Source organism: Paenibacillus sp. FSL W7-1332 (genome assembly GCF_037969785.1).
Lineage (GTDB): Bacteria > Bacillota > Bacilli > Paenibacillales > Paenibacillaceae > Paenibacillus_AQ.
Window position 1 is genome coordinate 1,525,692 of record NZ_CP150209.1, and the last position, 21,798, is coordinate 1,547,489.

Consider the following 21,798-nt stretch of genomic DNA (forward strand, 5'->3'; position numbering starts at 1 on the left):
GTAAATCGGCTAAGAATTAAGACGTATATCGCATGGATTCTTGGGAGTAAGAGAATTCGAGCCTCCCTCTATCTGCGGATGCTTTTAGCATCAGGGATGATTGATGATGTACCATCTAAATAAAGGCTTCTACTATTGAAGAAAAAAAGAGCTGTGCAGGGGAATCCATGAGTCCCTGGCGCAGCTCTTTACTATTTAGATTAAACGCTGTTTACCCCAGTCGATAAGTCGCGAACGGCTTGGCATAAACAAAGTCGTCGCTGATTTCATCCAGGCTGGAACCTAGTGTCTCATCGATCTCAATCTCCAGGCTCTTCAAGTTATCGTCCAACTGCTCGGTTTTCGTAGCTCCGACAATGACAGTGGAGACAGCAGGACGATTCATCAGCCAGGCCAGGGATAGGGCGCTTGGAGAATGACCATGCTCTGCAGCCAACTGGCTGACCTGCTGCCCAAGCTTCAGATTGCGATCTTCCAGGAAGCGATTGAAGTTCGGGTCCGTTTCCGCACGGGAGCCGGAAGGCGTGCTGGCACCTTGACCGTATTTACCGGTGAGAATGCCCCCGGCCAGCGGGAAATACGGGATGATGCCAACGCCCTGATCGAGGCAGAGGGGAACAAGCTCCAGTTCCGGCGTACGGTCGGCAAGGGAATAACTCGTTTGGGTGGATACATACCGGGCGTATCCGCGAAGCTCGCTGATCCCGAGCGCCTTCATAATTTCCCAGGCGGCATAGTTGGAAGCGCCGATATATCGGACCTTGCCCGACGATACCATATCATCCAGCGTGCGTAAGGTTTCCTCGAGGGGAGTATTCGGATCAAACGTATGAATCTGATACAGGTCCACATAATCGGTTTTTAGCCGCTTTAAGCTGTCCTCCAGTTCTTGCTGCAGATGATAGCGGGAAGAACCGCGTTCGTTCGGCCCTTGGCCGCTTACGAGCCCGGCTTTCGTGGCTAATACGACGTTATGGCGTTTGCCGGCGAGCGCCTCTCCGATGATGCGCTCGGATTCCGAGCCTGCATAAATATTAGCGGTATCGATGAAATTGATGCCGTGGTCCAGTGCATGGTCAATGATGCGGGCGGATGTCCCTTGATCAGCCCTTTTGCCAAAAGCGTTCGTGCCCAGACCGAGCTGCGAAACCTTCAGTCCGCTGTTGCCAAGACGGCGGTAGTAAATCTTGATCCACTCCTTTATGTATTGATTTTCCTATAGTATAAACATGATTCCGGAATCGGTTCAAATGAATCGAACGCAAAAGAATGATATAGATGTAAGATTCTACATCATTATTCGACAATATTTAAAAAAAGTGATTAACTTCCATACCATCAAATGGTAATATAGTCTTAGGAAAAAAGATTCGGATTGGACAATGAGAGATACTACATAAGAACTACTTCGGATGTTGGAGTACGACTTCTTTTTTTACTAATCTTTGGAGTGTGAATCATGAAGATTTATCTGAAGAATGATGCTGGGGTAACTAAACAAGTGAAGGTAGGCTTTAGCTGGACGACGCTATTCTTTGCCTTTTTCCCGGCCTTGTTTCGTGGCGATCTGAAGTGGGCAGTTATTATGTTTATTATTTCTGCCATCGTCGGTCCATTTACGTTGGGAATCGGGGCTTGGATTAGCGGAATCATATTCTCATTCGTGTACAACAAGATTTATATTAAAGAACTGTTGGAAAAGGGTTATCGTCCTGCAACCGAAGAAGCAAGAGCAGTGCTTGAGAATAATCAAATTATTGCGAGAGTAGCATAGTTCGATTTCATGCGTAAAGCCTGGAACCTGAGTGAATCTTTCATTCAAGCTCCAGGCTTTACTATTTTATATCTTATAGCCTAATCGAAAGCGGAATGTACGCAAATACTAAAGGTCTTTCGAATGCCTTAGGACTCCTTGCGATAGGCTCAATATTACGATAGGATAGTTACGAACCATTTGGAAGGGGGATAATCATATGAATGAAGCGATTTTTAACCAATTGGATTTTGCCAGAGGCGGGACCTTAAAGTCGGTAGAAAATCTAACGGAGCAAGAGGCCGATATCATCCCGGAAGGATTTGCGAACAGCATTCGCTGGAACCTGGGACATATCTACACCGTGCATGAGCAGTTCGCATTTGCGACTGCGGGCGAGCAGCCCCGACTTCCAGAAGGATTCGAGGCGTGGTTTGCAACCGGAACCAAACCGGCCGATTGGACGTCGAAGCCGCCTGCGATTTCCGAACTGGTAGAGCTTTTGCAGGAGCAAACGACCCGAATTCGTGAAACCTTCTCGAATCGCCTCGACCAGGCTTCAGCTCATCCGCTGACCATCGGTCCCCTGACGTTCCAAACCGTGGGGGAATTTCTAGTGTTCAGCTTGTATCATGAAGGGATGCACACGCAGACGATTAAGGCATACAGAAAATTAATAAAGTAACGATGAAAACGAAGCGATAGAAGAGTGCCCTCGCGCATCCCTTCTATCGCTTTTGTTTGTCGCTGCGGTGATCGATCCTTATAATGGAATCAGGCACAGATGGGGATCATCGATTGGAGGATGTAATTATGGCGATTGAAATCGAACGCAAATACCTATTGGAGGCTTATCCGGAAGACTTGATATCGGAAGGAAGCATCGTGGTCGAGAAGGAGCAGTTCATCGAGCAGACGTATTTGGCGCTGGATGGGGATCAGGAGCTTCGTGTCCGCAAAATAACGGATCTGACATCGGGACAGGTTGAATTCACCCATACGTTCAAAAAAGGGTGGGGAATTGCCAGGGAGGAAGTAGAGTTCGCCATTTCCGAAGGACTCTATGACCAAGTGGTGAAGGCGCATGGCGCGATTCCGCTGACCAAGAGACGGGTTACCGCCCGCTTAGGGAACACGATCATCGAAATCGACGATTATGCGCAGATTCAATTGCTGGTGCTGGAGGTAGAGTTTCCTTCCATAGAAGCTGCAGACGGCTTTGTACCGCCGGCGTGGTTTGGACAGGATATCAGCACGGAGAAACAATACAGCAACAAGAAGGTATGGCGGGAACTGCAGCAGCAAGCTGGCAGGGAATCGTAGCAGAAACCAAGCCCCTGAAATCGGCCCCTAGTAAGGTTCAATAAAAAACTGCCGGGCACTAAGCCCGGCAGTTTTGTTTGTGCGAGAAGGGTGTATCCTTATTATTTCGTGCGCCCATAATGCTTTCCGTAAGAGAGAACCTTATGGTACAGACTCCGATCCTTTAACGTTTTGAGCGGATAAATTTGCGGTCTGGTGTTCACCTCGAGAATCCATGGTCTGCCATTGGAATCCACAGCTACATCGAGTCCCAGCTCTTTGAAACCGCGATAATGGCGGTCGAAGTTTTTGCCAACGGCCACGCCAAGTCCTTTGAGCTCGGACTCCAGCTGCTGGGTGAAGGCCGAGTTGAAATTGGTGCCGCTCATCGTTTTGCGGAACGTTCCAATGGTGCCGCCTTGATTATAATTGGTTGCGACTTTGTTAGGGTTGCCGACTTTGGTGAATAAGGCGGTGCTCACCCAGGCTCCCTGCTTAGTCTTCTGGACCATCACCCGGATATCGAATGGCTTGCCATTGCTTTTGGCCAAACGAATTCCTTTTTGCAGCAGGTAGGGTCTGCTCCCGGCAAAGCGGTTCAGATCACGGTACAATTGAGATGAGCTGGAGTACGACGTTTTCTTGGTATTCAGCTGGCTTTGGTAGCCCCCGTCCGTTTTGCGGATTCGGACGATGTTTACACCGCCTGAACCATCCGTAGGTTTGAAGAAAACCGTGGTGTAGTCCGCCAGCATAGCGTTCAGGTTTTTTTTGCTGAACGGCAATGTGTGCGGTACGTATTGTCTGAAATAAGAATCTTCGTTTAACCATTTCGTTTTCTTCCATTTGCTCTTGATGGTACTGCTTTTATATTTCATAGTTAAGAGGCTCACCTCTCTCTTTTTTGTTCAGCATATGCCGAAAAAGTAGAGCAAGCCTCCACGTTGGCCTTGAACCAAGCTATGTACTTGAAAGAATTTTTTTATCGAAAATAATAAGATGATAAATAAGACTGCTGCGACTGGATTGAACAGGGAAACATCATCTACTATAATCAAATAGATCTGATGAAAGAAGGAGAGAATTTCCAGGTGCGAAGCCCACTCATTGCTTACTGTCTTTCCAAGAAAGCTGCATCCGAAGACTATCCGTTCGGACCGCTTCCGATCGTCATGAAAGTCGGGGGCAAAATGTTTGCCCTGATTACCACAATCGCAGGAGAGAAGGTCAGCCATATATCCCTGAAATGCGATCCGGTGATCGCAGAGAATTTGCGTCAGCAGCATGACGCGGTGCAGCCCGGATATCATCTCAACAAGAAACATTGGAATACGGTTGCCGTGGACGGTTCCTTAACGGAAGCGGACCTGCACGATATGATTGATCATTCCTATGATTTGGTGCTCAAGAGCTTACCTAAAGCTCAGCGCGTTGCAATCGCTCAGCGGCTGGTCTGAAGCCTGCTGAAATGATTCATCGCCCTGTGGCAGAGTGGAGGCAGGAAAACATCCATTTGCCAGAGGGCGATGATTAGAGGATACCATCAAACCTGTTCCAACCTATCCGCAGGAAGGTTTCGTATCAGAATGGTCTCATTCCCAACGTATCTACTTTCTCTCCGGTAATATCAACGCCCATACGGCTTGTAATATCGCGGTAATGGCCGGCGCGCCGCTGCACCGGGCTGCCCTCGGTTTCACCGAGGTTGGCTTCCAGGCCGTTCAAGACCATTACGGTCGTACCGAAGCCGGGATCGCCAAGCCCTCTGAACTTCTCGAGCGGGGAAGGCTTCCATCTGCCAACCATGACGTCGTGGGCGGAAGGCTTCGGGTCTTGCGGCGTCATCCAGAACAGGATGGCGGTCATGTAGCCGATCTTACCGTCAGCGGCAACGATCTCCGGATGGTCCAGCAGCACGCTTTTGTCTCCATAGATGATGGAACTGAACAGGCCGTAGTTAAAGTTCCAGCTGAGCATGATCGGTCCCCGTCCATAATAGCGTTTGTCTGGTGTTCCGGGATACAGCTCAGCGCTGGCGGGATCGACGAAGGCGTCTTTATTAACGCCAGTCCGGCCGGCGATGTTCTCGTTCCAGAACAAACCCCAACGGAGCGGTCCTCCCGGGGCGGTAGCCCAGCCTCCGCCCGTCTCGTGGGACAGATTGGCGAGGAAGGCTGCCAGTTCGCGCTTACGGTCCTTCTTGAACCCTTCCTTCAGGAAAGTGCCGCCATCAATGATAACGGTTTCAATCGTTTTGTTAAGGTTCTCAGCCGAATGGAAGTCAGCTGAACGCACAACGAGTGTTTCAACGCGGGCGTCCTTGTCTAATCGGTAAATCTCCTGTGCGGAAGAGTTCCTTGCCGCGTGCTGATCTTGATCTTAAGATTGGAGACCTCCGCGACCGCGTTGATGAGATTATCGTATGAGAAATAGTCCGTCTGATCGGCTTTGTAGTATTCTTTGCCACTGGCGACTTTAAACCATTCCGCCGAACCCAGCCGATAAGGGAACAACGCCTCGAAATCTTCCTCTGATAGCAGCGCTTTAACGGCTGCAATCGCCTTCTCCGGAGTGTAATCCGGATCGAGGCCGTCCCAGTTCTGGTCGATCTCCTTGCGGCTGATCAGCCTATGCTCCCCGATCACCAGGGAATCGATTGGATTCTCCGTGATTTGTGCTGGAGCCGAGGTGCCGGATCTAGTGCTGGCTGCCGAATGAGTGGAAGATGCATCGGCTTGGGGCGCTTCATCGGCTGCAAAGGCATGAAGCGGGGGCATGAGGAGGGCAGCGCCGAGCGCTGCAATCATACTTCGCTGGATCATCTTGCGAGATAACGGATATTTCCACACGGTCATACACATTCTCCTCTGCATCATTGGGATTGGATTACACTGCCATCATATATACGGTATGTTTTTTTGTACATAGTCAGGAATTCCCACGATGTAACGCACAGTTGACACTGAAGGGAATCTCTGGCGGGACCAAGCCGGGGGAAATATGACGATAGGCAGGGGATATGCTGTGGAATGGCCAAGGATGCCGTCGAAGTTCGAATACCGGCATTCGCAGCGCCCTCCAACTTGATGACTAGTTTTTTCACGTAAAAACATTATAATGTTATTATGTTTTTGATTCTATGAATCTATGATTCTAATGAAAGGATCCTTCACTTCATTTTGTTCTGTTCATTTGCGTAATTTCATATATATATTAGAGATTCATCATCTTATAGACGAAGAAGGGTTAACTGACATGAGTTTATTTGTTCGCGAAAAAGGGTTCTACAAAAGTTTTTTCTGGCTGACGCTTGTCATCGGGATGCAGAACCTGATATCGGTCGGCGTGAATTTGTCGGACAACGTCATGCTGGGAGGATACAGTGAATCGGCGCTATCGGGCGTTGCCCTCGCGAACCAGATCCAATTCCTGCTGCACATGCTGGTTTTGGGCGTATGCGAAGGATTGGTCATCATGTCATCCAGATTCTGGGGTGCGAAGGATTTAGGCTCGATCAAAAAAGCGGCAAGCATCGGCATGCGCATGGCGATCTTCCTCAGTATTGTGTTATGGATAATCGTGTTCTTTTTCCCGCATGAGGTATTGTCTTTGTTTACGAAGGAAGAGAATGTCATCGCCGCCGGCGTGGACTATTTACGAATCATCTGTTTCTCTTATATCTTCTTTGCCGTCACCAATTCCTTGCTGGCTTCACTGCGAAGCGTGGAAACGGTAAAAATCGGCTTTGTGGTATCATTATCGACCTTGATAATCAACATCTGCCTGAACTATATCCTCATCTACGGGTATTTGGGTTTCCCTGAACTGGGCGTGGCCGGATCGGCAATCGCTACCCTGACGGCAAGAATCATTGAATGTGTGATCGTCATCGTTTATATTAAGCGGTTCGACCGTAAAATCTTGTTAAAAATGCAGGATTTCCTGCAGTTCGATATGGAGCTCTTCAAACAGTACATTCGCGTTGGCTCCCCGATTCTGATGTCCAACACGATATGGGGGCTTGCCATGGCGGCACAAACCGCCATCCTGGGGCATATGGGAGAATCGGCGATCGCCGCCAACAGCATTGCCACAACGATTTTCCAGATGGTGACCGTCATCGTATACGCTTCGGCCAGCGCAACGGCTGTGCTGATTGGGAAGACCATCGGAGAAGGTTTGATGGACAAAATCATATCCTATGCCAAAACGCTGCAGATTCTGTATATCCTTCTTGGCTTGCTGACGGGCGCCGTGCTGTTTGTGATTAAGGATTTCGTGCTGGGCTTTTACTCCATTTCCGATGAGGCGAAGACACTCGCGCTGCATTTCATGACGGTGTTGTCGATCACCGTCGTCGGAACGGCTTATCAGATGCCGGCATTGACGGGCATTGTGCGAAGCGGGGGAGACACCCGCTTTGTGCTCTACAATGATTTGATTTTTATGTGGCTGATCGTGCTGCCCTCATCGGCATTATGCGCGTTTGTGTTCCACTTACCACCGCTCGCCATATTCATTTGCTTGAAGTCCGATCAGATTCTGAAGTGTTTTGTGGCGATCGTGAAGGTCAACCGATTCAAATGGATACGATCCTTCAGCTCATGATGGGTAGACGGCAGTCATAAGATAAGGAAATCCATAGAGTAAAAAAACCTCGGGAATGCGTATCCCTGGGTTGAGTGCAATGAATGAGATGGAATCAGCTGCTGTCTTTTCATCTTTCAAAGACCGTGAAGATCTGTCCCGCGGTGAAGCGGCAGAGCTGATTGATTGATCGCCAAACAAAGACTCTTTAATAATGGAGGAAGGTTCGAGAAGCATCTCATATGTTGCTTGCTTCATCTAAATAGAAATCAAGTTTTTAAAAGGGCGCCATCAGGCATCTTTTTTTTGGAGGTATTTTTGTAGGATACCGAGAATTTGAAAATAATGCGTTTTCATCCTGATCCCTGTCGAAAACGTTTGATCAAATGTTGGCAAATTCCGAACATTATCGACATTTGGACAAGGTAATGTTCTGTGATATCCGCAGTTTTCCACCAAATTTTTGCTAAAAGACACATTAAACTACATAAAACGCTAAAATTTTTGTTTTGACATCTGCTTGTCTATACCATAGGATAATAGTATAAAAAGTGCTCACTTAGGAGGATAAGGTCAGGAAATGAAAAAGACATGGTCAATTCTATTAACACTCGTATTATCCGTTGGATTGCTTGCAGGTTGCGGCAATGATGATAAGTCTACTGACAGTGGTGCAGCTAATGGCGGTTCTGAAGGATCTCAAGATAAGAAACGCATTGCACTTGTTCTCCCCGAGAAGATCGGCGTGAATCCTTTCTTTGCATTGATGGACGAAGGATTGCAGAAGGCTGCTGCCGATTTCAATGTCGAAGTGAAGACGATTGAATCGACAGACCCGGCTTCGATTGAGCAAAACCTGCGTACGGCGGTTGCCGAAAAATATGATTTGATTATTACATCCACCTTCCAGATGGAAGATGCACTGAAGAAGGTTGCACCGGAGAATCCGGACGTGCCTTTTGCCATTATCGATACGGTAGTGGATTTGCCGAATGTCCGCAGCGTCGTATTCCGTGAACATGAAGCAGCTTACCTGCTTGGTGCAGCAGCTGGATTGGCTACGAAGACCAACAAGGTTGGCAACGTGGTTGCAGACGACATTCCTATTATGCATAAATATATGACCGGCTTTGCAGAAGGTGCAAAATCGGTAAACCCTAACGTTGAAATTTTCGTTAACTACGTCGGCGGTTTCACAGATCCGGCTAAAGCGAAGGAACTCGCGCTCCTGCAGAACTCCAAAGGTGCCGATTTCGTTGCAGGCCTTTCCGCTGTTGGTGATTTGGGCGTATTCGAAGCCGCGAAAGAGAAAGGCTTCTACGCTTCAGGACAAGACACGGATAACACGGGCACGGATCCCGAGCACGTTGTGCTCGCTCAATTGAAAGGTACAGACGCTGTTGTCTACGAAACGGTTAAAGACTTTGCAGAAGACAAATACTCATTCGATATTCGTGATTACGGACTGAAAGAAGGCGGCGTGGGTCTTACTTACGTTACGCATGAGAGCAAAACACCGCTTAACCCATTCATTGGACAAGACATCGTGGATCAGCTTAAGGTGATTTCCGACGATATTATCGCCGGAAAGATTAAAGTAACCAACGCATTGGAACAAAATTAGTTCTCACCTGGACCGGCTGCACATGAGCAGTCGGTCTTTCATTCAGAAGCGAAAGGAAGGCATGACTCGATGCTACTCCAGATGGACAATATTACGAAAAAGTATGGCGAGTTCAGCGCAAACCGCGGCATTGATTTTTCGCTGCGCGCGGGTGAGGTTCATGCGATTGTCGGGGAGAATGGTGCAGGCAAAACGACGCTGATGCGGATATTGTACGGGATGGAGCAGCCAACCTCGGGTACGATTCGGCTGAATGGCAAGGAAGTTTCGTTTGCAAGCCCGCTTGACGCGATTAAAGGCGGAATCGGCATGGTGCACCAGCACTTCATGCTGTTTCCTACGTTTACGATCGCCGAGAACATCGTGATCGGCAATGAGCCGGGCTCAGGTGCAGGGTTTGACCGCAATCAAGCCGTAAAGATCGTGGAAGGACTCTGCGAAAAATACGGCATGAAAGTGGACCCGCGCGCCACCGTTAGCAGCAGCGCCCCCGGCGTGCAGCAGCGGGTTGAAATATTGAAGGTGCTGTATCAGGGCGCCGAGATCATTATATTGGATGAGCCAACAGGCGTGTTGACGCCGCTTGAGGTGCAGGAGCTTCTGGATGCCATTAAACAGCTCTCCAAACAGGGAAAGAGCTTTATTCTGATCAGTCATAAGCTGAACGAGGTCCTTGATGTGGCTGATCGCATCACGGTGCTCCGTGACGGCGCCGTCACAGGCGTAGTGGAGAAGGGGAATACCGATGCCCATGAGCTTTCCCGACTCATGGTCGGCCGTGAGCTCATGGAGCTGGATCGTAAGCCGGTCACGCCGGGCGAGAAGGTGCTGGAAGTATCGGATGTTTCAATCCGCGGTACGAAAGGAAAGCCGGTTCTGGACGGCGTCAATATGGACGTCCGTGCGGGTGAGGTTGTCGGGATTGCCGGTATTTCCGGCAACGGGCAGTCCGAACTGCTTCAGGTGATCTCCGGTCTGGCTCAGCCGGACAGCGGGCGAATTGCCGTTTCGGGCAAGGACGTAACCGGCATGTCGACAAGAGAAATACGGGAGCACGGATTAGCTCATATTCCCGAGGATCGGTATGTGTGGGGGGCGAATCGCATTGCAACCGTTATGGATACCGGGCTTATGGGTCACCATCGCCGCTTGCAGAAGGGCGGCTTCCTCAATCTGAAGGACATTCGTAAGCTGGTTTCCGGATGGGTTCAGAAGTTCTCGATCAAGACGGGCTCCCTGGAGACCAGCACGCAGTATTTATCCGGCGGCAATCTGCAGAAGCTGATCGTCGCACGGGAACTGGAGCAGGGAACTCCGTTCCTGATCGCAGCCGAACCGACGCGCGGCGTTGACATCGGGGCCATGGAGACGATTCATAGCGAACTGCTCAAGCGGCGCGAAGAGGGCACGGGAATTTTGCTCGTATCGTCGGAATTAACGGAAATCTTGAAGCTGTCCGACCGCATTCTGGTTATGTTTGAAGGCCGGATCGCGGGCGAGCTGTCGGCGAAGGAAGCGACAGAGGAGAAATTGGGACTGCTGATGGCGGGAGGAACCTTGTAATGAATAAATGGACAAAATTTACGCTTCCGCTGCTCCAGCCGATCGCCGCCATCATTGTGGGGCTGCTCGCCGGTGCCATTGCCATCATGATTGCCGGCGGCGATATCCTGCAGACTTACGCGGAGATGTGGAAGGGTGCCTTCGGCGGCATGTATTTCTTCACGAATACGCTATCCCGGGCGACCCCGATCATTCTGATCGGTCTGGGTGCGGCGTTTGCCTTCCGTGCAGGTTTCTTTAACCTTGGCGCGGAAGGTCAGATGGTGTTTGGCGCACTCGCTGCCGCATTGGTCGGATTGTACATGCCGGGTCCCGGCTGGCTGGTGTGCATCGTTGCGATTCTTGCCGGTGTTATCGCAGGTGGATTATGGTCGGTGATGGCCGGTTATTTTGATGCCCGGTTCCGGGTGAACCTGCTGATCTCCACGCTGCTGCTGAACTATGTGGCGGTATTGTTTGCAGGCTATCTGGTTGCCTATCCGCTGAAAGACCGTTCGGGCTCGGCTGCGATGGCGCAATCCGAAATGCTGGATAACAGCGTGTGGCTGCCAAAGCTGATTTCCGGCATGCCGCTGCATGTAGGATTTGTGCTCGCGGTGCTGGCTGCGTTGATTATATTCGTTCTGCTGAAGCGCTCCGTGATTGGTTACGAGGTGCGGATGCTTGGCGGCAACCCGCTGTTTGCCCTGTTTGGGGGCGTTAAACGCGGTCCCATGATGCTTGGGGCCATGTTCTTCAGCGGCGGCTTGGCCGGACTTGGCGGCGCCGTTGAAATTCTGGGCTCCCAGTATCGTTATATCGATGGTGCATTATCTACGGCCGACTATGCCTGGACGGGCATTATGGCTGCATTGTTGGCAGGATCGCATCCGATCGGCACGCTGATTGCATCGATCTTTTTGGCCGCGCTGCAGACAGGCGGTATGGGCGTGGAACGGAATACGGAAGTGCCGCTTGAGGTAGGAGCGATCATCCAAGCCGTGCTGATTCTCTTTATATCCGCCCGATTCACATACAGCTTCCTGAAGCGCAGAAAGGGGAACAAATCCGATGGAACAGCTGTTTGATCTTGCTTTAATCAACTCGGCCCTCCGCGTGCTCACTCCGATCTTGCTTGCGGCCCTCGGCGGTGCCCTGTGTTCGCGCGTCGGATTGTTCAACGTCGGTCTGGAAGGCTTTATGCTGCTCGGGGCTTTCTCTGCCGTGGTGGGGAACCACTTCTTCGGCAACGTCTTTTATGCGATATTGTTCGCGATTGCAATCGTTTCGATTTTCTCTTTTATATTTGCTTATCTCAGCATCAATCTGCAGGCGAACGTCATTGTGGTCGGTATCGCGATGAATGCGTTGGCGGCGGGATTGACCACGTTTAGTTTACGGGCTATTTTTGATGTTAAAGGTGCATTTTATGATAATACGATGGTCGGGCTGCCGAAATGGAACATTCCGATTATCGAGGATATACCGGTGCTCGGTCCCATTCTGGCCGGCCTGACGCCGCTTGTCTATCTGTCGTTTTTGATTGCGGGCCTCATGTGGTATTATTTCTATCGCACGAAGAACGGCTTCCGGTTCTTGGCTGCCGGCGAAAATCCGCTCGCTGCCAAAAGCGTGGGCATCCGTGTAAGACGGTATCAGTATGGAGCCGTACTGGCGAGCGGCGTGTTATGTGCCCTTGCCGGCGCGCAGCTGTCGCTTGGACAAGTGACGATGTTTACGGAAGGCATGACGGCCGGACGCGGCTTTATCGCGCTCGTTGCCACGATGCTGGGCCAATCGGGTCCGCTTGGGGTAACGGCGGCAAGTCTGCTGTTTGGCTTTATGGATGCACTCAGCATCCGGTTCCAGGGGCTGGCGCTGCCGACGCATTTTACGCAGATGCTGCCGTATGTCGTGACGATTCTGGCGATGTTCTTCTTTAAGGACAAAAGCTTCCAGCAGGATGCGCTGAAGCAGGGATCCAGCTCCAGATAGGCGCGTATGCCGCGCCGCGACGACCTGTGATTGAAGTCATCCAAACGATAAGCGGATGCAACAGCGATCAAGCGTAAAGGAGATGAACTTGGTGCACAAAAAGGCAGAACGATTGAAAAAAATGAGGCCGGTGGCGGTGAGCAACCTGACCGAGGAGCAGCGTGCCAAACTGCCGCCGGGGCAGACGCTGACCGAGAAATTCCCCATTTTGCACGAGGGGGAGGTTCCACATTACGACATGTCGGAGTGGACGCTCAAGGTGTTCGGGGAAGTCGAAGAGGAACGGACGTTTTCTTATGAAGATATATTGGCGATGCCAACGGTGACCGTGAACGCGGACATCCACTGCGTTACCCGCTGGTCCAAGTTCGATACGGTATGGGAGGGAATCCTGTTCCGGGATTTCCTAGCGGGGCTGAAGATCAAGCCGGATGCCAAATACGTCATGTTTCATGCCGATCCCGATTACGATACGAATGTACCCATCGAGGATCTGCTTAAGGACGATGTGCTGCTGGCCTATCGCTTTAACGGCGAGCCGCTGACGGACAAGCATGGCTGGCCGCTGCGTACGGTTGTGCCGCATCGCTATTTCTGGAAGAGCGCCAAATGGCTGCGCGGGATCGAGTTTATGAAGGAAGACCGTCCGGGCTTCTGGGAACGCAACGGCTTCCACAATGAAGCGGACCCGTTCAAGGAAGAGCGGTTTAGCGGCGAGGTGCTGGATATACCCGAAGATGAATGGACACATAAGGAGTTTGACTAAAATGTTGATGCCTATCTTGCAAGTGAACTCAGAGGATATACCTGAATTTGTGATCGTCTGCGGCGATCCCAAGCGTGCGGAGACCATTTCCCGCAAGCTTACAAACGCGCGCGAGCTCGCGTTCAGCCGCGAGTACCGCACCTTCGTGGGAACGTATGAAGGCGTTGAACTCGCGGTAACCAGCCACGGCGTTGGATGTCCGGGAGCTGCGGTTTGTTTCGAGGAGCTGATTCGCGCGGGGGCGAAAACCCTGATTCGCGTCGGCACGGCCGGATCCTATCGGGCGGATACCCCCGCGGGAAGCCTTGTGGTCAGCACGGCTGCGATCCGTACGGATGGCCTGACGAAACAGCTCGTGCCGGACGGCTTTCCAGCGGTTGCAGACAGCCAGGTAGCGGAGGCGCTGTACGAATCCGCGGTTTCAATTGGCGAAGGCGTGGTGCGCAAGGGGATTACTGTAACCCTGGACGTGTTCTTTAACGGCGTTGAAGAAGTACCGCACCAGAAGTATAAAGCAGCGGGAGCGCTCGGCGTTGAGATGGAAATTGCGGCATTGTACGTCGTTGCGGCGATCCGCGGCGTTCGCGCGGGCGCGATTGTCGCTATGGACGGTTTTGCCGACGCAGACCTCGCGGCCGAGTACGACCCGAACACGAATGTGGTTGCCGACGCGGTGGAACGCGAGATTAACACGGCCTTGCAGGCTGTGGTGAAGCTGGCGAAGCAGGGTTAGTAAGGGGTAAGAAAGCCGGGTTTCCTAAAGCGTAAGCTGCAGGAGACCCGGCTTTTTATTTTGCGTGAGATGAATTCGGGGGAGTATCAGGAACTTGCAGCTGAAAATCCAGTCATACCCATCTTTACTGTTTGGGCGGCTGAACCGTGAAGAAGGGAACCTTCTCAATACCCACAGCTCGAACATAAGTGAATAGTTGCCCTTTATGGTGGATTTCGTGGTCGACCATGTTGCTCAGCCACACTTTTCCTGGGGCAACGAACCCGTTAAAGTCCAGCGGCTGCTCCAGCAGGATGTCGGACAATTCATTAAAAACCGCCGTAGACGATTCGGTCGAAGCTTGCACGATATTTCTAATGTCATCGATGGTTTCGAATTCGGTGGAAATAGAGGGTGGAGAGAACGAGCCTTTTACAATGGAACGCAGGAACATGTCTGAGGACGCCGCAATATGAACTGCTAATGCGCCCAAGGTATAGGCATTCTCCCACGGTTTATAATCCAGATGCTCGTTCTGAACGTCCTGCAGCAGATGAAGCAAGACCGTACGGTGTTTATGCCATCGTTCGAATAGCTGTTGACCTTCATGACTCATGATTTGTCCTCCTTGATCGATCACAGAATAAATTTCTTGGATGATGCGGTTTAATTTGCGGTTCATAAAACAGTTCGATAAGAAATAGCGGATTCCTTCCCTACGCGTTAAGCTATAGCCAGATGTTGAATTTAATAATTTTGGAAAAAGCAGTTGCAAAAATAAAGCATACCGTATATACTTTGTTTAATTAGTGATTGGTCAATCAATAATGGATCGAAATGAATGAAAGGAGGGGGAAGAAATGGCTAGAGCGTCAACCTCTGCGAATCGGCGCAATGACATCGTGGCGGCAGCCATCGAAGTGTTTGCAGAAATCGGGTATTATCGCGCGACCACGGCTCAGGTTGCCGAACGGGCAGCGATATCCCAGCCATACGTCTATCGGTTCTTTACCAAGGAGTCGCTGCTTGTGGAATCGCTGGCTGTTTCCTGGGAGCGCATTGTGAAGGCATTCCAAGCGGTGATCGAATCCGCTTCTTCAGAGAATCTGGAGTTGGGTTTGATTCAGGCATACGAAGGGATTGTGCAATCGCATCGCAGCGAGATCCTGCTCCAGATGCAGGCGCAGACGATTCAGGAAGCGCCCATCCGCGAAGCGATGCAGCAGGGAATGAATGAGGTGAAGGATCTCGTGGAGAATGCCTTTGTGCGAGCGGGATTTGAGGATGCCGACAAGAAAACCTCCGATTTTCTGGCCCGGGGCATGCTGTGCAATGTAGCTATGGCGATGGATATGCCGAATATGATGCCCATAAGATAGAGTACGCCCAGGCGCGCTCTGAAGTGCCGCACCGCGCACCTCAAGACTGGTGCGCGGTGGGATAAGGGCACTTTTTTATAAATAATTGTGATTGATCAATCAATAATGAATTGCTCGAGTGGTTGACTCTTTAAAGGAGGTGAATCCAATATGGCTAAACTTCAGCTCAAATTTATGGACGGTTTCTTGGTAGCGGTTATGCTGGTAAGTGTGCTTAGCTGGTGGGACTGAGCCATCAGGGAAGATGAATGATCAGGTTAAATGAAAACAATAAGGAGGAATGAAGTATGAAGGAAGAAATACGTTCGATATGGTTTTCCAGGCACACGGTCTTGCTCGGTGTAACAGCCACTCTGCTGGTGTTGTTCTCCATGTGGGATTAATTATAGGTAAACACGCTGACTGCGTAGACGGTTGGCGTGTTTTTTTATGGGCACGAAAAAAATTTCAAGACTATCCATCAGTTTCTTTTGCCCAAACGTTATATTAACAGAAAAGACAAAACGAAAAGTGAGAGGTTGGCTAATGCAAGTATGTGATCTTTATGAAAACCTGAAGGACGATGTCCAGCGTTATGCCAGATCCATCGCCAAGCATGCTTACGAAGCGGATGATCTGGTCCAGGATGCCTTTATGAAAGCCATCAAGGAGCCGAACCTGGCAGCGCTGCCCCTTCACAAGCAAAAGGCCTGGTTCTTCAGAGTCGTCAAAAATCGCATGATCGATATTAGCCGCCGGGAGAAGCGGCTCGTATCGTGGGAGGATGATCTGGACATCGCCGAGCTCCCCGTTTCAAGCCGCAATATCGAAATGACGGAATGGCTCGCCCGTTTGCCGCAATCGCAGAGCGATATCGTGTTCAAGCGCTTTTGGCTCGGGATGTCCAGCCAGGAAATCGGTGAACAGCTGGGCATGCCGGCAGCCACGGTTCGTTACAAATTGCAAACCGCCATCAAAAAATTGAGAAAACTATGGGAGGAAGATATGAAATGAGCAGAATCATCGAGAATGTAGGGATGTTGGATCTTACGCAGGCAACGGAGGAAACCGTAACAAGCATCGAACGGATCGGAAACGTGGGCCTTGTGATATACCGGGCAGAGACGGCACACCTCCTCACGCTGTTAAAAAACGCAGGCAATATCGGCAAGACGATTGAAATCCCCGAGGGACACCGTTATTACAGCGGCACCCTGCGGCTGGACGAGGAATACTTTCAGCTCTTGGAGCAGCCGGACCGCGTATTCGTTAACGGCACGGTCATCATCGATAAGGGAGTATCCCTTGAAGCATTCCAGAATGGCACGCTGCACCTGGTGGTCAACGGCGAGGTCTATGCTCCCCGGCATCTGGCCGCTGCCGTTACCTCTGCACTCCTCAAAGTGGGAGGCGCCAGCGCGGAGATTCACGCTTACGAATACGAACCAAGGTTCGAGTCCGGGAAAGTGCAGCTGAACAATGCATATCTGGCCTCCGGCAGCGAGCCTATGGAGCTGGTTCTGAACGGCATGGTTCATCTGGATAAGGAGCTGGATATGGAGCAGTTCTCGGCCCGGATTGAAAAGATCCAAGTCAACGGCAAGGCGATTATCCATGAACATCAATCCCCTTATTTCTACGATAAATTGAAAAAGATCAACGGCTTGGTCGAGGTGATCCCGGCAGGATTCGAGCATGTAACCAAACCGCTACGGCTAAACGCAAGAAGCGTACGGCGCTTTAAAAGCCATAAGCTCTACACGAGTAAGCCGCTCATTCTCGAGGCGGACGTGACCCGGGACGCCTTCAGCCAGGCCGTGTCGGAGATACATTCCAGTTCGTTCATCATTTGCGGCGAAGAGATCGAAGATCTGGTCTGGGAGCGCTGTCCCAACCTGAATACGGAAATCGTAAGTTATGAGCGGCTGTTTGTGTTCATCAGCGGCGAGGAGACCTGGTCGAAGGATCAGCTGGCGGCTTTGGGCCAGCCGGCGAGCTTCATTGTTGACGGGACGCTGACCTTTGACGATGACGTCACCGAGGAAGATATTAGGGCTTCGATGTCCTCCCTGGATCTTTTCGGCGAAGTCGTTGTAGGGGAAAAAAGAATTAAAGGCATTTTGTACCCTTACCTTCGGGCAAACAATGGAAGTATTATAGTGAAGGGGACGGAAGAGGAGCTTGCAGGTATTGGTAATGTCGGAATGTTGTCGCTATAAAAAGAAAAGAGGAATGAAACATGAATATCAATAATGAAGATATTGCCAAACAGCATGTTCGCGATCTCCGTCAGGAACTGGAACGATGCCGGATGGCAACGAAATTGCGCTCTAAACGCAATGAAGCGGCCCACGCCGCAGCGGCTGTACGTACAGTCGAGGGAAAATGGAAGTCACTGTTAAAAACCATCATGATGATGGGAAGAAGAATGCTTTAATCAGTTGAGCCGGTTAAGCTACAAATCCTAATTATTATGAATCGTCGATGCGATAAGCATCGGCGATTTTTAGTTTTTTTGCCTACCGGTAGTTAAAAAATATTGACATCCATCATCCTCCGTCTTAAAATTCTACTTATCGGTAGGTAAAAAAGGAGCGGATGACAGCGTGAAAAAGAAGGATTTAACCTCACAGCAAATCGTCGAGGCTGCCATCGGATTGTTTGCGACACATGGCATCGAGAAGACCAGCCTGGCGATGATCGCCGGCGAAGTGGGCATTACGAAACCGTCGATCTACTATCATTTTGCGTCCAAGGATGAACTGGTGGAGCGGGTCTTTGAATACATGTTCAGCGATTACCATTTCGATCATTATTTCTCCCTGACCGAAATGAACGAGCGTAACTTCGCGGAGAAGCTGTATCAAGGGGGATTGCGCATGTTTCCGGAAGAGGAAGAGGCTTTCGTGCCGGTGATGCGCTTATTGAGCGAGTTCATGCTGACCGCAAGCCGGAGTGCCAATTACGGCCAGCGGGTGGTCGCCATGCAGCAATCGTTCCTGGACGGCTTTCGGGAACTGATGCGGTTAGGCGCAGATTTCGGGATCATTGAGCGGCAACATGCAGATTCCAAGGCGTATGTGCTGGCACTGGTCATTGATAATATCACGAGTTATCTCATGATGGATATTCGATTGGATTACCAAGCGATATGGAGGGAAGCGGTGAACAGTGTCCTCAGGAAAGGAGCGGATACTATTGAATAACGGGATGGAATACAGTGATCTCGGATTATCGTGGGCAGACCGAATGCTGGTCTGGGCGGTGCCGCCTTTATTAGGCGCGGTGGTCGGCTGGTTTCTGCCTGCGATTGCGGATTGGGCAACGGGCCTGGCTTGGGTGCCTTTTCAAGGACCGCTGGAGTTGATCGCATCGATCCAGGGCCCATGGGTTGTTATCGTAACCGCTGTTCTGGGCCTGCTTGCGGGCATGGTGCTCTCCCACTTAGCCATTAAAGAAAGCCTTGCGGTCCGCCTGTCGGACAAGGAGATTACACTCCGCATTCATGAGGCTGAACGAACCTTTATGAGAGAAGAAGTTTCCGCTGCCTTTATGGACGGCAAGCAGCTGGTGCTACTGGGCAACGAGGGGGAGGAGCTCTATCGCGAGAAACCGGAAGCCAAGCGGGAAACGGTGGCCGAAGCCTTCATGCGTCACGGTTATTCCTGGAGAGACCGCGATCCGTTCGCCGATCATTACGTCAGATGGGTTGCCGACACGCCGGGGCTTACGCCCAGCATGAATGCGCTATTCCTGGCGCGGGAGAAGGCCATCGAGAACGACGATCAAGAGGACGCGGCCGATCTGCGCCGGGAGCTCTCGAAGCTGGGCATCACCGTGCGCGATGACGGAAAAAGACAATATTGGCGTCAGCACGGGCAGAAGCCATAACGCCTGAGCGACTATAGCAGACGAAGCCATCATAGCGACATAATGGCTCACTAAATACCGAATCGCATAATTCCGGTTGAACGACAAGCGGTTCATTCAGATGACAGTAGTCGCCCAGCTAAACCAGATGATCGCCATTGTCATAAGCTGATGATGCGGTCATCTTCGTTTTTATAGAAGTTTCGCGTCGCTGTGGTTTGCCATAACATTTGTCCCCCTTCTTATCGAACAAAATGGCACCTCTCCCGCTCAGTCGAACCTCCGGCAAACAATATCCCTCTATCGGCAAGACATCCGGCAGTCCTCTCTTCCCATGAGAAGTTTTACAATGAAAGCGATACCTCAGCGAAGGAGATGTCCTATGAATTTTGATCTGAATATCGTACCTTTCAGCCGTAGAGAGTCCTTCTTGGCAATTTCCCTTCTGCCCGCGGCAAAGGACCGCAGACCAGGACTTTACCTGCGAACCGTCCGCGGAGGGGATGACAAGTTTGGCGAGGCGTTTCTGATAGAGCTGCTAAACCGGCAGAACGAGCCGGTTTCCTTTGAACCTGTAGCATCACCCGACAAAATCAGGCTAACGGCCTCCGATTCGGAAGGCCACGCGGACATTTGTTTATCGGACTCCCGGACCGTCCGGTTCCGCGCGGAAGGCTGCGGCATAAGGCTTACCTTTTCCCCCGCAGCGTATGACTACGCCTACGAGACAAATCCGGACAGCTGGGAAGTGAACAGCTTCACGCACGGCTGCCGCTTCATGCTGACCCGGCTTGTTGGCCAGATGAGCATGGAGGTCGAATGGAACGAGATCAAGAGCTCGCGTGTGACCGCCGACTTCTCCGTGGACACTGCAACCGATACGGCTGAATTCGCCGTAGAAGAGTTCATGACCGTCATGACGCCGCTTACCGACTGGGAGTCCTTCGACGATGCGGTTGAAAGCGTTCGCGAGGATTATGCCAATTGGTTGAACAATACCCTGACCGTCTCTGAACGGTGGCAGGAAGCAAGGGAGCTCGCTGCCTATATTACCTGGTCCTGCGTAGTTCCGGCCGAAGGCTGTTTAACCCGCCCAGCCATGTATATGTCCAAGAATTGGATGACCAACATCTGGAGCTGGGACAACTGCTTTAACGCGATGGCCCTCGTGCGGCATCAGCCGGAGCTGGCTTGGGATCAGTTCATGATCTTTTTTGACCGGCAGGATGAGAGCGGCTTGATCCCCGACTTCGTGAACGATAAATACGAGCTTTGGAATTGCAACAAACCGCCGATTCACGGCTGGACGCTGGCCTGGATGATGCGCCGGACGGATTACATCAAGGAGGCCCAGCTGCGCGAGGTCTATGGTCCTCTAGCGAAATGGACACAGTGGTGGTTCACACACCGGGATCATGACGGCGACGGCATTCCCCAATATAACCACGGCAATGACTCGGGCTGGGACAACAGTACGGCGTTCAATAACGGCATCCCCGTTGAGAGCCCTGACCTTGCCGCTTATTTGATTATCCAGATGGAGACGCTGGCTGAAATCGCGGGTTTGCTGGGCCTGACCGAGGAATCGAGTCAATGGAGACGGAGTGCGGATGATACGCTGGATCGCATGCTCCGGCATTTCTGGAGAGACGGTCGATTCACCGCCTGCCGTTCGGGAACGCATGAGGTATCCGAGGGAGACAGCCTGCTGCTGTTCGTTCCGATTCTGCTGGGAAAACGCCTTCCCGAGCATATCCGCACGGCTCTATTGGAAGGACTTCGAGAGGAAGGCCGATTCTTGACGAGCAACGGCTGGGCGACCGAGAGCGTAAACAGCCGTTACTATAAGGCGGACGGATATTGGCGCGGGCCGATCTGGGCCCCTTCCACGATGCTGCTAGTCGAAGGGGTGGCGGCCGCCGGCGATATGGAGCTGGCGATGGAGATTGCGCAGCGGTACTGCCGGATGGTCAGTCTCAGCGGGATGGCCGAGAATTTTGATGCCCTGACCGGAGCGGGGCTGCGCGACCGGGCGTTCACCTGGACTTCCAGCGTATTTTTGATTCTTGGACATGAATACACGTTATAACTGTCACGGACTAACACTTCTTCCCGGGCTTTTGGCCTTGAGGGGGAGGTGCTTTTTCCGTTTTCTCTCATTTTCCATTTGCCGCCTAATTACAAGCTCTTTGTTCGGGTTTATAATGAAAGCGGTATCACGAACGGGTTCACAGTCCTGCCTCATAGCGAACGAGTGGATGTAAGTTTCACGATACGATACGACAATAG

The 21,798-nt window shown here is 51.2% G+C and carries 22 protein-coding genes and 1 pseudogene; 18 read left to right on the plus strand and 5 right to left on the minus strand.

Features of this window, described 5'->3' with window-relative positions; all coding sequences use genetic code 11:
• Nucleotides 1-211: 211 nt before the first annotated feature.
• Nucleotides 212-1,186 carry an aldo/keto reductase gene (locus MKX98_RS06505; protein WP_339224341.1) on the minus strand — a complete coding sequence of 325 codons (975 nt, stop codon included), beginning with the start codon at nucleotides 1,184-1,186 and terminating at the stop codon, nucleotides 212-214.
• A gap of 273 nt (nucleotides 1,187-1,459) precedes the next feature.
• Between MKX98_RS06505 and MKX98_RS06510 the strand changes: the two genes are divergently transcribed.
• From MKX98_RS06510 to MKX98_RS06520, 3 genes are all read left to right on the plus strand, one after another.
• A complete protein-coding gene (locus MKX98_RS06510) occupies nucleotides 1,460-1,774 on the plus strand; it encodes a DUF2628 domain-containing protein (protein ID WP_339222158.1) in 315 nt (104 codons plus the stop codon).
• 199 nt (nucleotides 1,775-1,973) lie between these two features.
• Nucleotides 1,974-2,438, plus strand: coding sequence for a DinB family protein (locus MKX98_RS06515; RefSeq protein ID WP_339222160.1), 465 nt, complete (start codon nucleotides 1,974-1,976; stop codon nucleotides 2,436-2,438).
• Between the two features lie 128 nt (nucleotides 2,439-2,566).
• Nucleotides 2,567-3,076 carry a CYTH domain-containing protein gene (locus tag MKX98_RS06520; RefSeq protein WP_194541226.1) on the plus strand — a complete coding sequence of 170 codons (510 nt, stop codon included), beginning with the start codon at nucleotides 2,567-2,569 and terminating at the stop codon, nucleotides 3,074-3,076.
• Between the two features lie 101 nt (nucleotides 3,077-3,177).
• Here the strand turns inward: MKX98_RS06520 and MKX98_RS06525 are convergent, their stop codons facing one another.
• Nucleotides 3,178-3,933, minus strand: coding sequence for a YheC/YheD family protein (locus MKX98_RS06525; protein ID WP_194541227.1), 756 nt, complete (start codon nucleotides 3,931-3,933; stop codon nucleotides 3,178-3,180).
• A gap of 213 nt (nucleotides 3,934-4,146) precedes the next feature.
• On the opposite strand from MKX98_RS06525, the gene MKX98_RS06530 reads away from it, so the two are divergent.
• On the plus strand, nucleotides 4,147-4,512 hold the full coding sequence (locus MKX98_RS06530) for an MmcQ/YjbR family DNA-binding protein (RefSeq protein ID WP_194545069.1): 366 nt from the start codon (nucleotides 4,147-4,149) through the stop codon (nucleotides 4,510-4,512).
• 124 nt (nucleotides 4,513-4,636) lie between these two features.
• Here MKX98_RS06530 and MKX98_RS06535 read toward each other — a convergent pair.
• Nucleotides 4,637-5,910, minus strand: a pseudogene (locus MKX98_RS06535) (chitinase).
• A 400-nt stretch (nucleotides 5,911-6,310) separates the two neighbouring features.
• On the opposite strand from MKX98_RS06535, the gene MKX98_RS06540 reads away from it, so the two are divergent.
• Nucleotides 6,311-7,663: an MATE family efflux transporter gene (locus MKX98_RS06540; protein WP_194541229.1), complete on the plus strand. Its 1,353-nt coding sequence runs from the start codon at nucleotides 6,311-6,313 to the stop codon at nucleotides 7,661-7,663.
• Here MKX98_RS06540 and MKX98_RS06545 read toward each other — a convergent pair.
• A complete protein-coding gene (locus tag MKX98_RS06545; RefSeq protein ID WP_339222163.1) occupies nucleotides 7,658-7,900 on the minus strand; it encodes a hypothetical protein in 243 nt (80 codons plus the stop codon). The two genes, MKX98_RS06540 and MKX98_RS06545, sit on opposite strands and share 6 nt — an antisense overlap.
• Before the next feature lie 322 nt (nucleotides 7,901-8,222).
• Between MKX98_RS06545 and MKX98_RS06550 the strand changes: the two genes are divergently transcribed.
• The 6 genes from MKX98_RS06550 to MKX98_RS06575 all read left to right on the plus strand — a co-directional run bounded on the left by MKX98_RS06550 (nucleotide 8,223) and on the right by MKX98_RS06575 (nucleotide 14,302).
• On the plus strand, nucleotides 8,223-9,266 hold the full coding sequence (locus MKX98_RS06550) for a BMP family protein (RefSeq protein ID WP_194541230.1): 1,044 nt from the start codon (nucleotides 8,223-8,225) through the stop codon (nucleotides 9,264-9,266).
• 69 nt (nucleotides 9,267-9,335) lie between these two features.
• Complete coding sequence (locus tag MKX98_RS06555) at nucleotides 9,336-10,829, plus strand: ABC transporter ATP-binding protein (protein ID WP_194541231.1); 1,494 nt, start codon at nucleotides 9,336-9,338, stop codon at nucleotides 10,827-10,829.
• Nucleotides 10,829-11,896, plus strand: a complete 1,068-nt coding sequence (locus MKX98_RS06560) for an ABC transporter permease (protein ID WP_071221266.1) — start codon at nucleotides 10,829-10,831, stop codon at nucleotides 11,894-11,896. The genes MKX98_RS06555 and MKX98_RS06560 overlap by 1 nt, the downstream gene beginning before the upstream one ends.
• Nucleotides 11,880-12,803 (plus strand): ABC transporter permease, encoded by a 924-nt coding sequence (locus MKX98_RS06565; protein WP_113060298.1) that lies wholly within the window; start codon nucleotides 11,880-11,882, stop codon nucleotides 12,801-12,803. The genes MKX98_RS06560 and MKX98_RS06565 overlap by 17 nt, the downstream gene beginning before the upstream one ends.
• Before the next feature lie 91 nt (nucleotides 12,804-12,894).
• The gene (locus MKX98_RS06570; RefSeq protein WP_339222167.1) at nucleotides 12,895-13,569 is read left to right on the plus strand and encodes a sulfite oxidase-like oxidoreductase; all 675 of its coding nucleotides are present in this window, start codon (nucleotides 12,895-12,897) and stop codon (nucleotides 13,567-13,569) included.
• A gap of 1 nt (nucleotide 13,570) precedes the next feature.
• Nucleotides 13,571-14,302, plus strand: coding sequence for a nucleoside phosphorylase (locus MKX98_RS06575; protein ID WP_071221263.1), 732 nt, complete (start codon nucleotides 13,571-13,573; stop codon nucleotides 14,300-14,302).
• 124 nt (nucleotides 14,303-14,426) lie between these two features.
• Here the strand turns inward: MKX98_RS06575 and MKX98_RS06580 are convergent, their stop codons facing one another.
• Entirely contained in the window at nucleotides 14,427-14,963 is a 537-nt protein-coding gene (locus MKX98_RS06580; RefSeq protein ID WP_233354773.1) for a DinB family protein, read from the minus strand.
• A gap of 178 nt (nucleotides 14,964-15,141) precedes the next feature.
• Between MKX98_RS06580 and MKX98_RS06585 the strand changes: the two genes are divergently transcribed.
• From MKX98_RS06585 to MKX98_RS06615, 7 genes are all read left to right on the plus strand, one after another.
• Nucleotides 15,142-15,660: a TetR/AcrR family transcriptional regulator gene (locus MKX98_RS06585; protein ID WP_071221261.1), complete on the plus strand. Its 519-nt coding sequence runs from the start codon at nucleotides 15,142-15,144 to the stop codon at nucleotides 15,658-15,660.
• Nucleotides 15,661-16,185: 525 nt separating this feature from the next.
• Entirely contained in the window at nucleotides 16,186-16,653 is a 468-nt protein-coding gene (locus MKX98_RS06590) for an RNA polymerase sigma factor (protein ID WP_194541234.1), read from the plus strand.
• Nucleotides 16,650-17,858: a hypothetical protein gene (locus MKX98_RS06595; RefSeq protein WP_220686341.1), complete on the plus strand. Its 1,209-nt coding sequence runs from the start codon at nucleotides 16,650-16,652 to the stop codon at nucleotides 17,856-17,858. The genes MKX98_RS06590 and MKX98_RS06595 overlap by 4 nt, the downstream gene beginning before the upstream one ends.
• A gap of 20 nt (nucleotides 17,859-17,878) precedes the next feature.
• Nucleotides 17,879-18,076 (plus strand): hypothetical protein, encoded by a 198-nt coding sequence (locus MKX98_RS06600; RefSeq protein ID WP_194541236.1) that lies wholly within the window; start codon nucleotides 17,879-17,881, stop codon nucleotides 18,074-18,076.
• A 169-nt stretch (nucleotides 18,077-18,245) separates the two neighbouring features.
• Nucleotides 18,246-18,845 (plus strand): TetR/AcrR family transcriptional regulator, encoded by a 600-nt coding sequence (locus MKX98_RS06605; RefSeq protein ID WP_339222171.1) that lies wholly within the window; start codon nucleotides 18,246-18,248, stop codon nucleotides 18,843-18,845.
• A complete protein-coding gene (locus MKX98_RS06610; protein WP_339222173.1) occupies nucleotides 18,838-19,530 on the plus strand; it encodes a DUF308 domain-containing protein in 693 nt (230 codons plus the stop codon). The genes MKX98_RS06605 and MKX98_RS06610 overlap by 8 nt, the downstream gene beginning before the upstream one ends.
• A gap of 361 nt (nucleotides 19,531-19,891) precedes the next feature.
• Nucleotides 19,892-21,598, plus strand: coding sequence for a trehalase family glycosidase (locus MKX98_RS06615; RefSeq protein WP_339222175.1), 1,707 nt, complete (start codon nucleotides 19,892-19,894; stop codon nucleotides 21,596-21,598).
• The last annotated feature ends 200 nt before the right edge of the window (nucleotides 21,599-21,798 follow it).

What these genes read in the sequence shown, in the direction of transcription:
- MKX98_RS06560 (WP_071221266.1), top strand. Translation starts at nt 10,829, where the DNA reads ATGAATAAATGGACAAAATTTACGCTTCCGCTGCTCCAGCCGATCGCC.
- MKX98_RS06585 (WP_071221261.1), top strand. Translation starts at nt 15,142, where the DNA reads ATGGCTAGAGCGTCAACCTCTGCGAATCGGCGCAATGACATCGTGGCG.
- MKX98_RS06555 (WP_194541231.1), top strand. Translation starts at nt 9,336, where the DNA reads ATGCTACTCCAGATGGACAATATTACGAAAAAGTATGGCGAGTTCAGC.
- MKX98_RS06520 (WP_194541226.1), top strand. Translation starts at nt 2,567, where the DNA reads ATGGCGATTGAAATCGAACGCAAATACCTATTGGAGGCTTATCCGGAA.
- MKX98_RS06615 (WP_339222175.1), top strand. Translation starts at nt 19,892, where the DNA reads ATGAATTTTGATCTGAATATCGTACCTTTCAGCCGTAGAGAGTCCTTC.
- MKX98_RS06540 (WP_194541229.1), top strand. Translation starts at nt 6,311, where the DNA reads ATGAGTTTATTTGTTCGCGAAAAAGGGTTCTACAAAAGTTTTTTCTGG.
- MKX98_RS06525 (WP_194541227.1), bottom strand. Translation starts at nt 3,933, where the DNA reads ATGAAATATAAAAGCAGTACCATCAAGAGCAAATGGAAGAAAACGAAA.
- MKX98_RS06515 (WP_339222160.1), top strand. Translation starts at nt 1,974, where the DNA reads ATGAATGAAGCGATTTTTAACCAATTGGATTTTGCCAGAGGCGGGACC.
- MKX98_RS06550 (WP_194541230.1), top strand. Translation starts at nt 8,223, where the DNA reads ATGAAAAAGACATGGTCAATTCTATTAACACTCGTATTATCCGTTGGA.
- MKX98_RS06590 (WP_194541234.1), top strand. Translation starts at nt 16,186, where the DNA reads ATGCAAGTATGTGATCTTTATGAAAACCTGAAGGACGATGTCCAGCGT.
- MKX98_RS06600 (WP_194541236.1), top strand. Translation starts at nt 17,879, where the DNA reads ATGAATATCAATAATGAAGATATTGCCAAACAGCATGTTCGCGATCTC.
- MKX98_RS06565 (WP_113060298.1), top strand. Translation starts at nt 11,880, where the DNA reads ATGGAACAGCTGTTTGATCTTGCTTTAATCAACTCGGCCCTCCGCGTG.
- MKX98_RS06510 (WP_339222158.1), top strand. Translation starts at nt 1,460, where the DNA reads ATGAAGATTTATCTGAAGAATGATGCTGGGGTAACTAAACAAGTGAAG.
- MKX98_RS06595 (WP_220686341.1), top strand. Translation starts at nt 16,650, where the DNA reads ATGAGCAGAATCATCGAGAATGTAGGGATGTTGGATCTTACGCAGGCA.
- MKX98_RS06575 (WP_071221263.1), top strand. Translation starts at nt 13,571, where the DNA reads ATGTTGATGCCTATCTTGCAAGTGAACTCAGAGGATATACCTGAATTT.
- MKX98_RS06580 (WP_233354773.1), bottom strand. Translation starts at nt 14,963, where the DNA reads ATGAACCGCAAATTAAACCGCATCATCCAAGAAATTTATTCTGTGATC.
- MKX98_RS06545 (WP_339222163.1), bottom strand. Translation starts at nt 7,900, where the DNA reads ATGAAGCAAGCAACATATGAGATGCTTCTCGAACCTTCCTCCATTATT.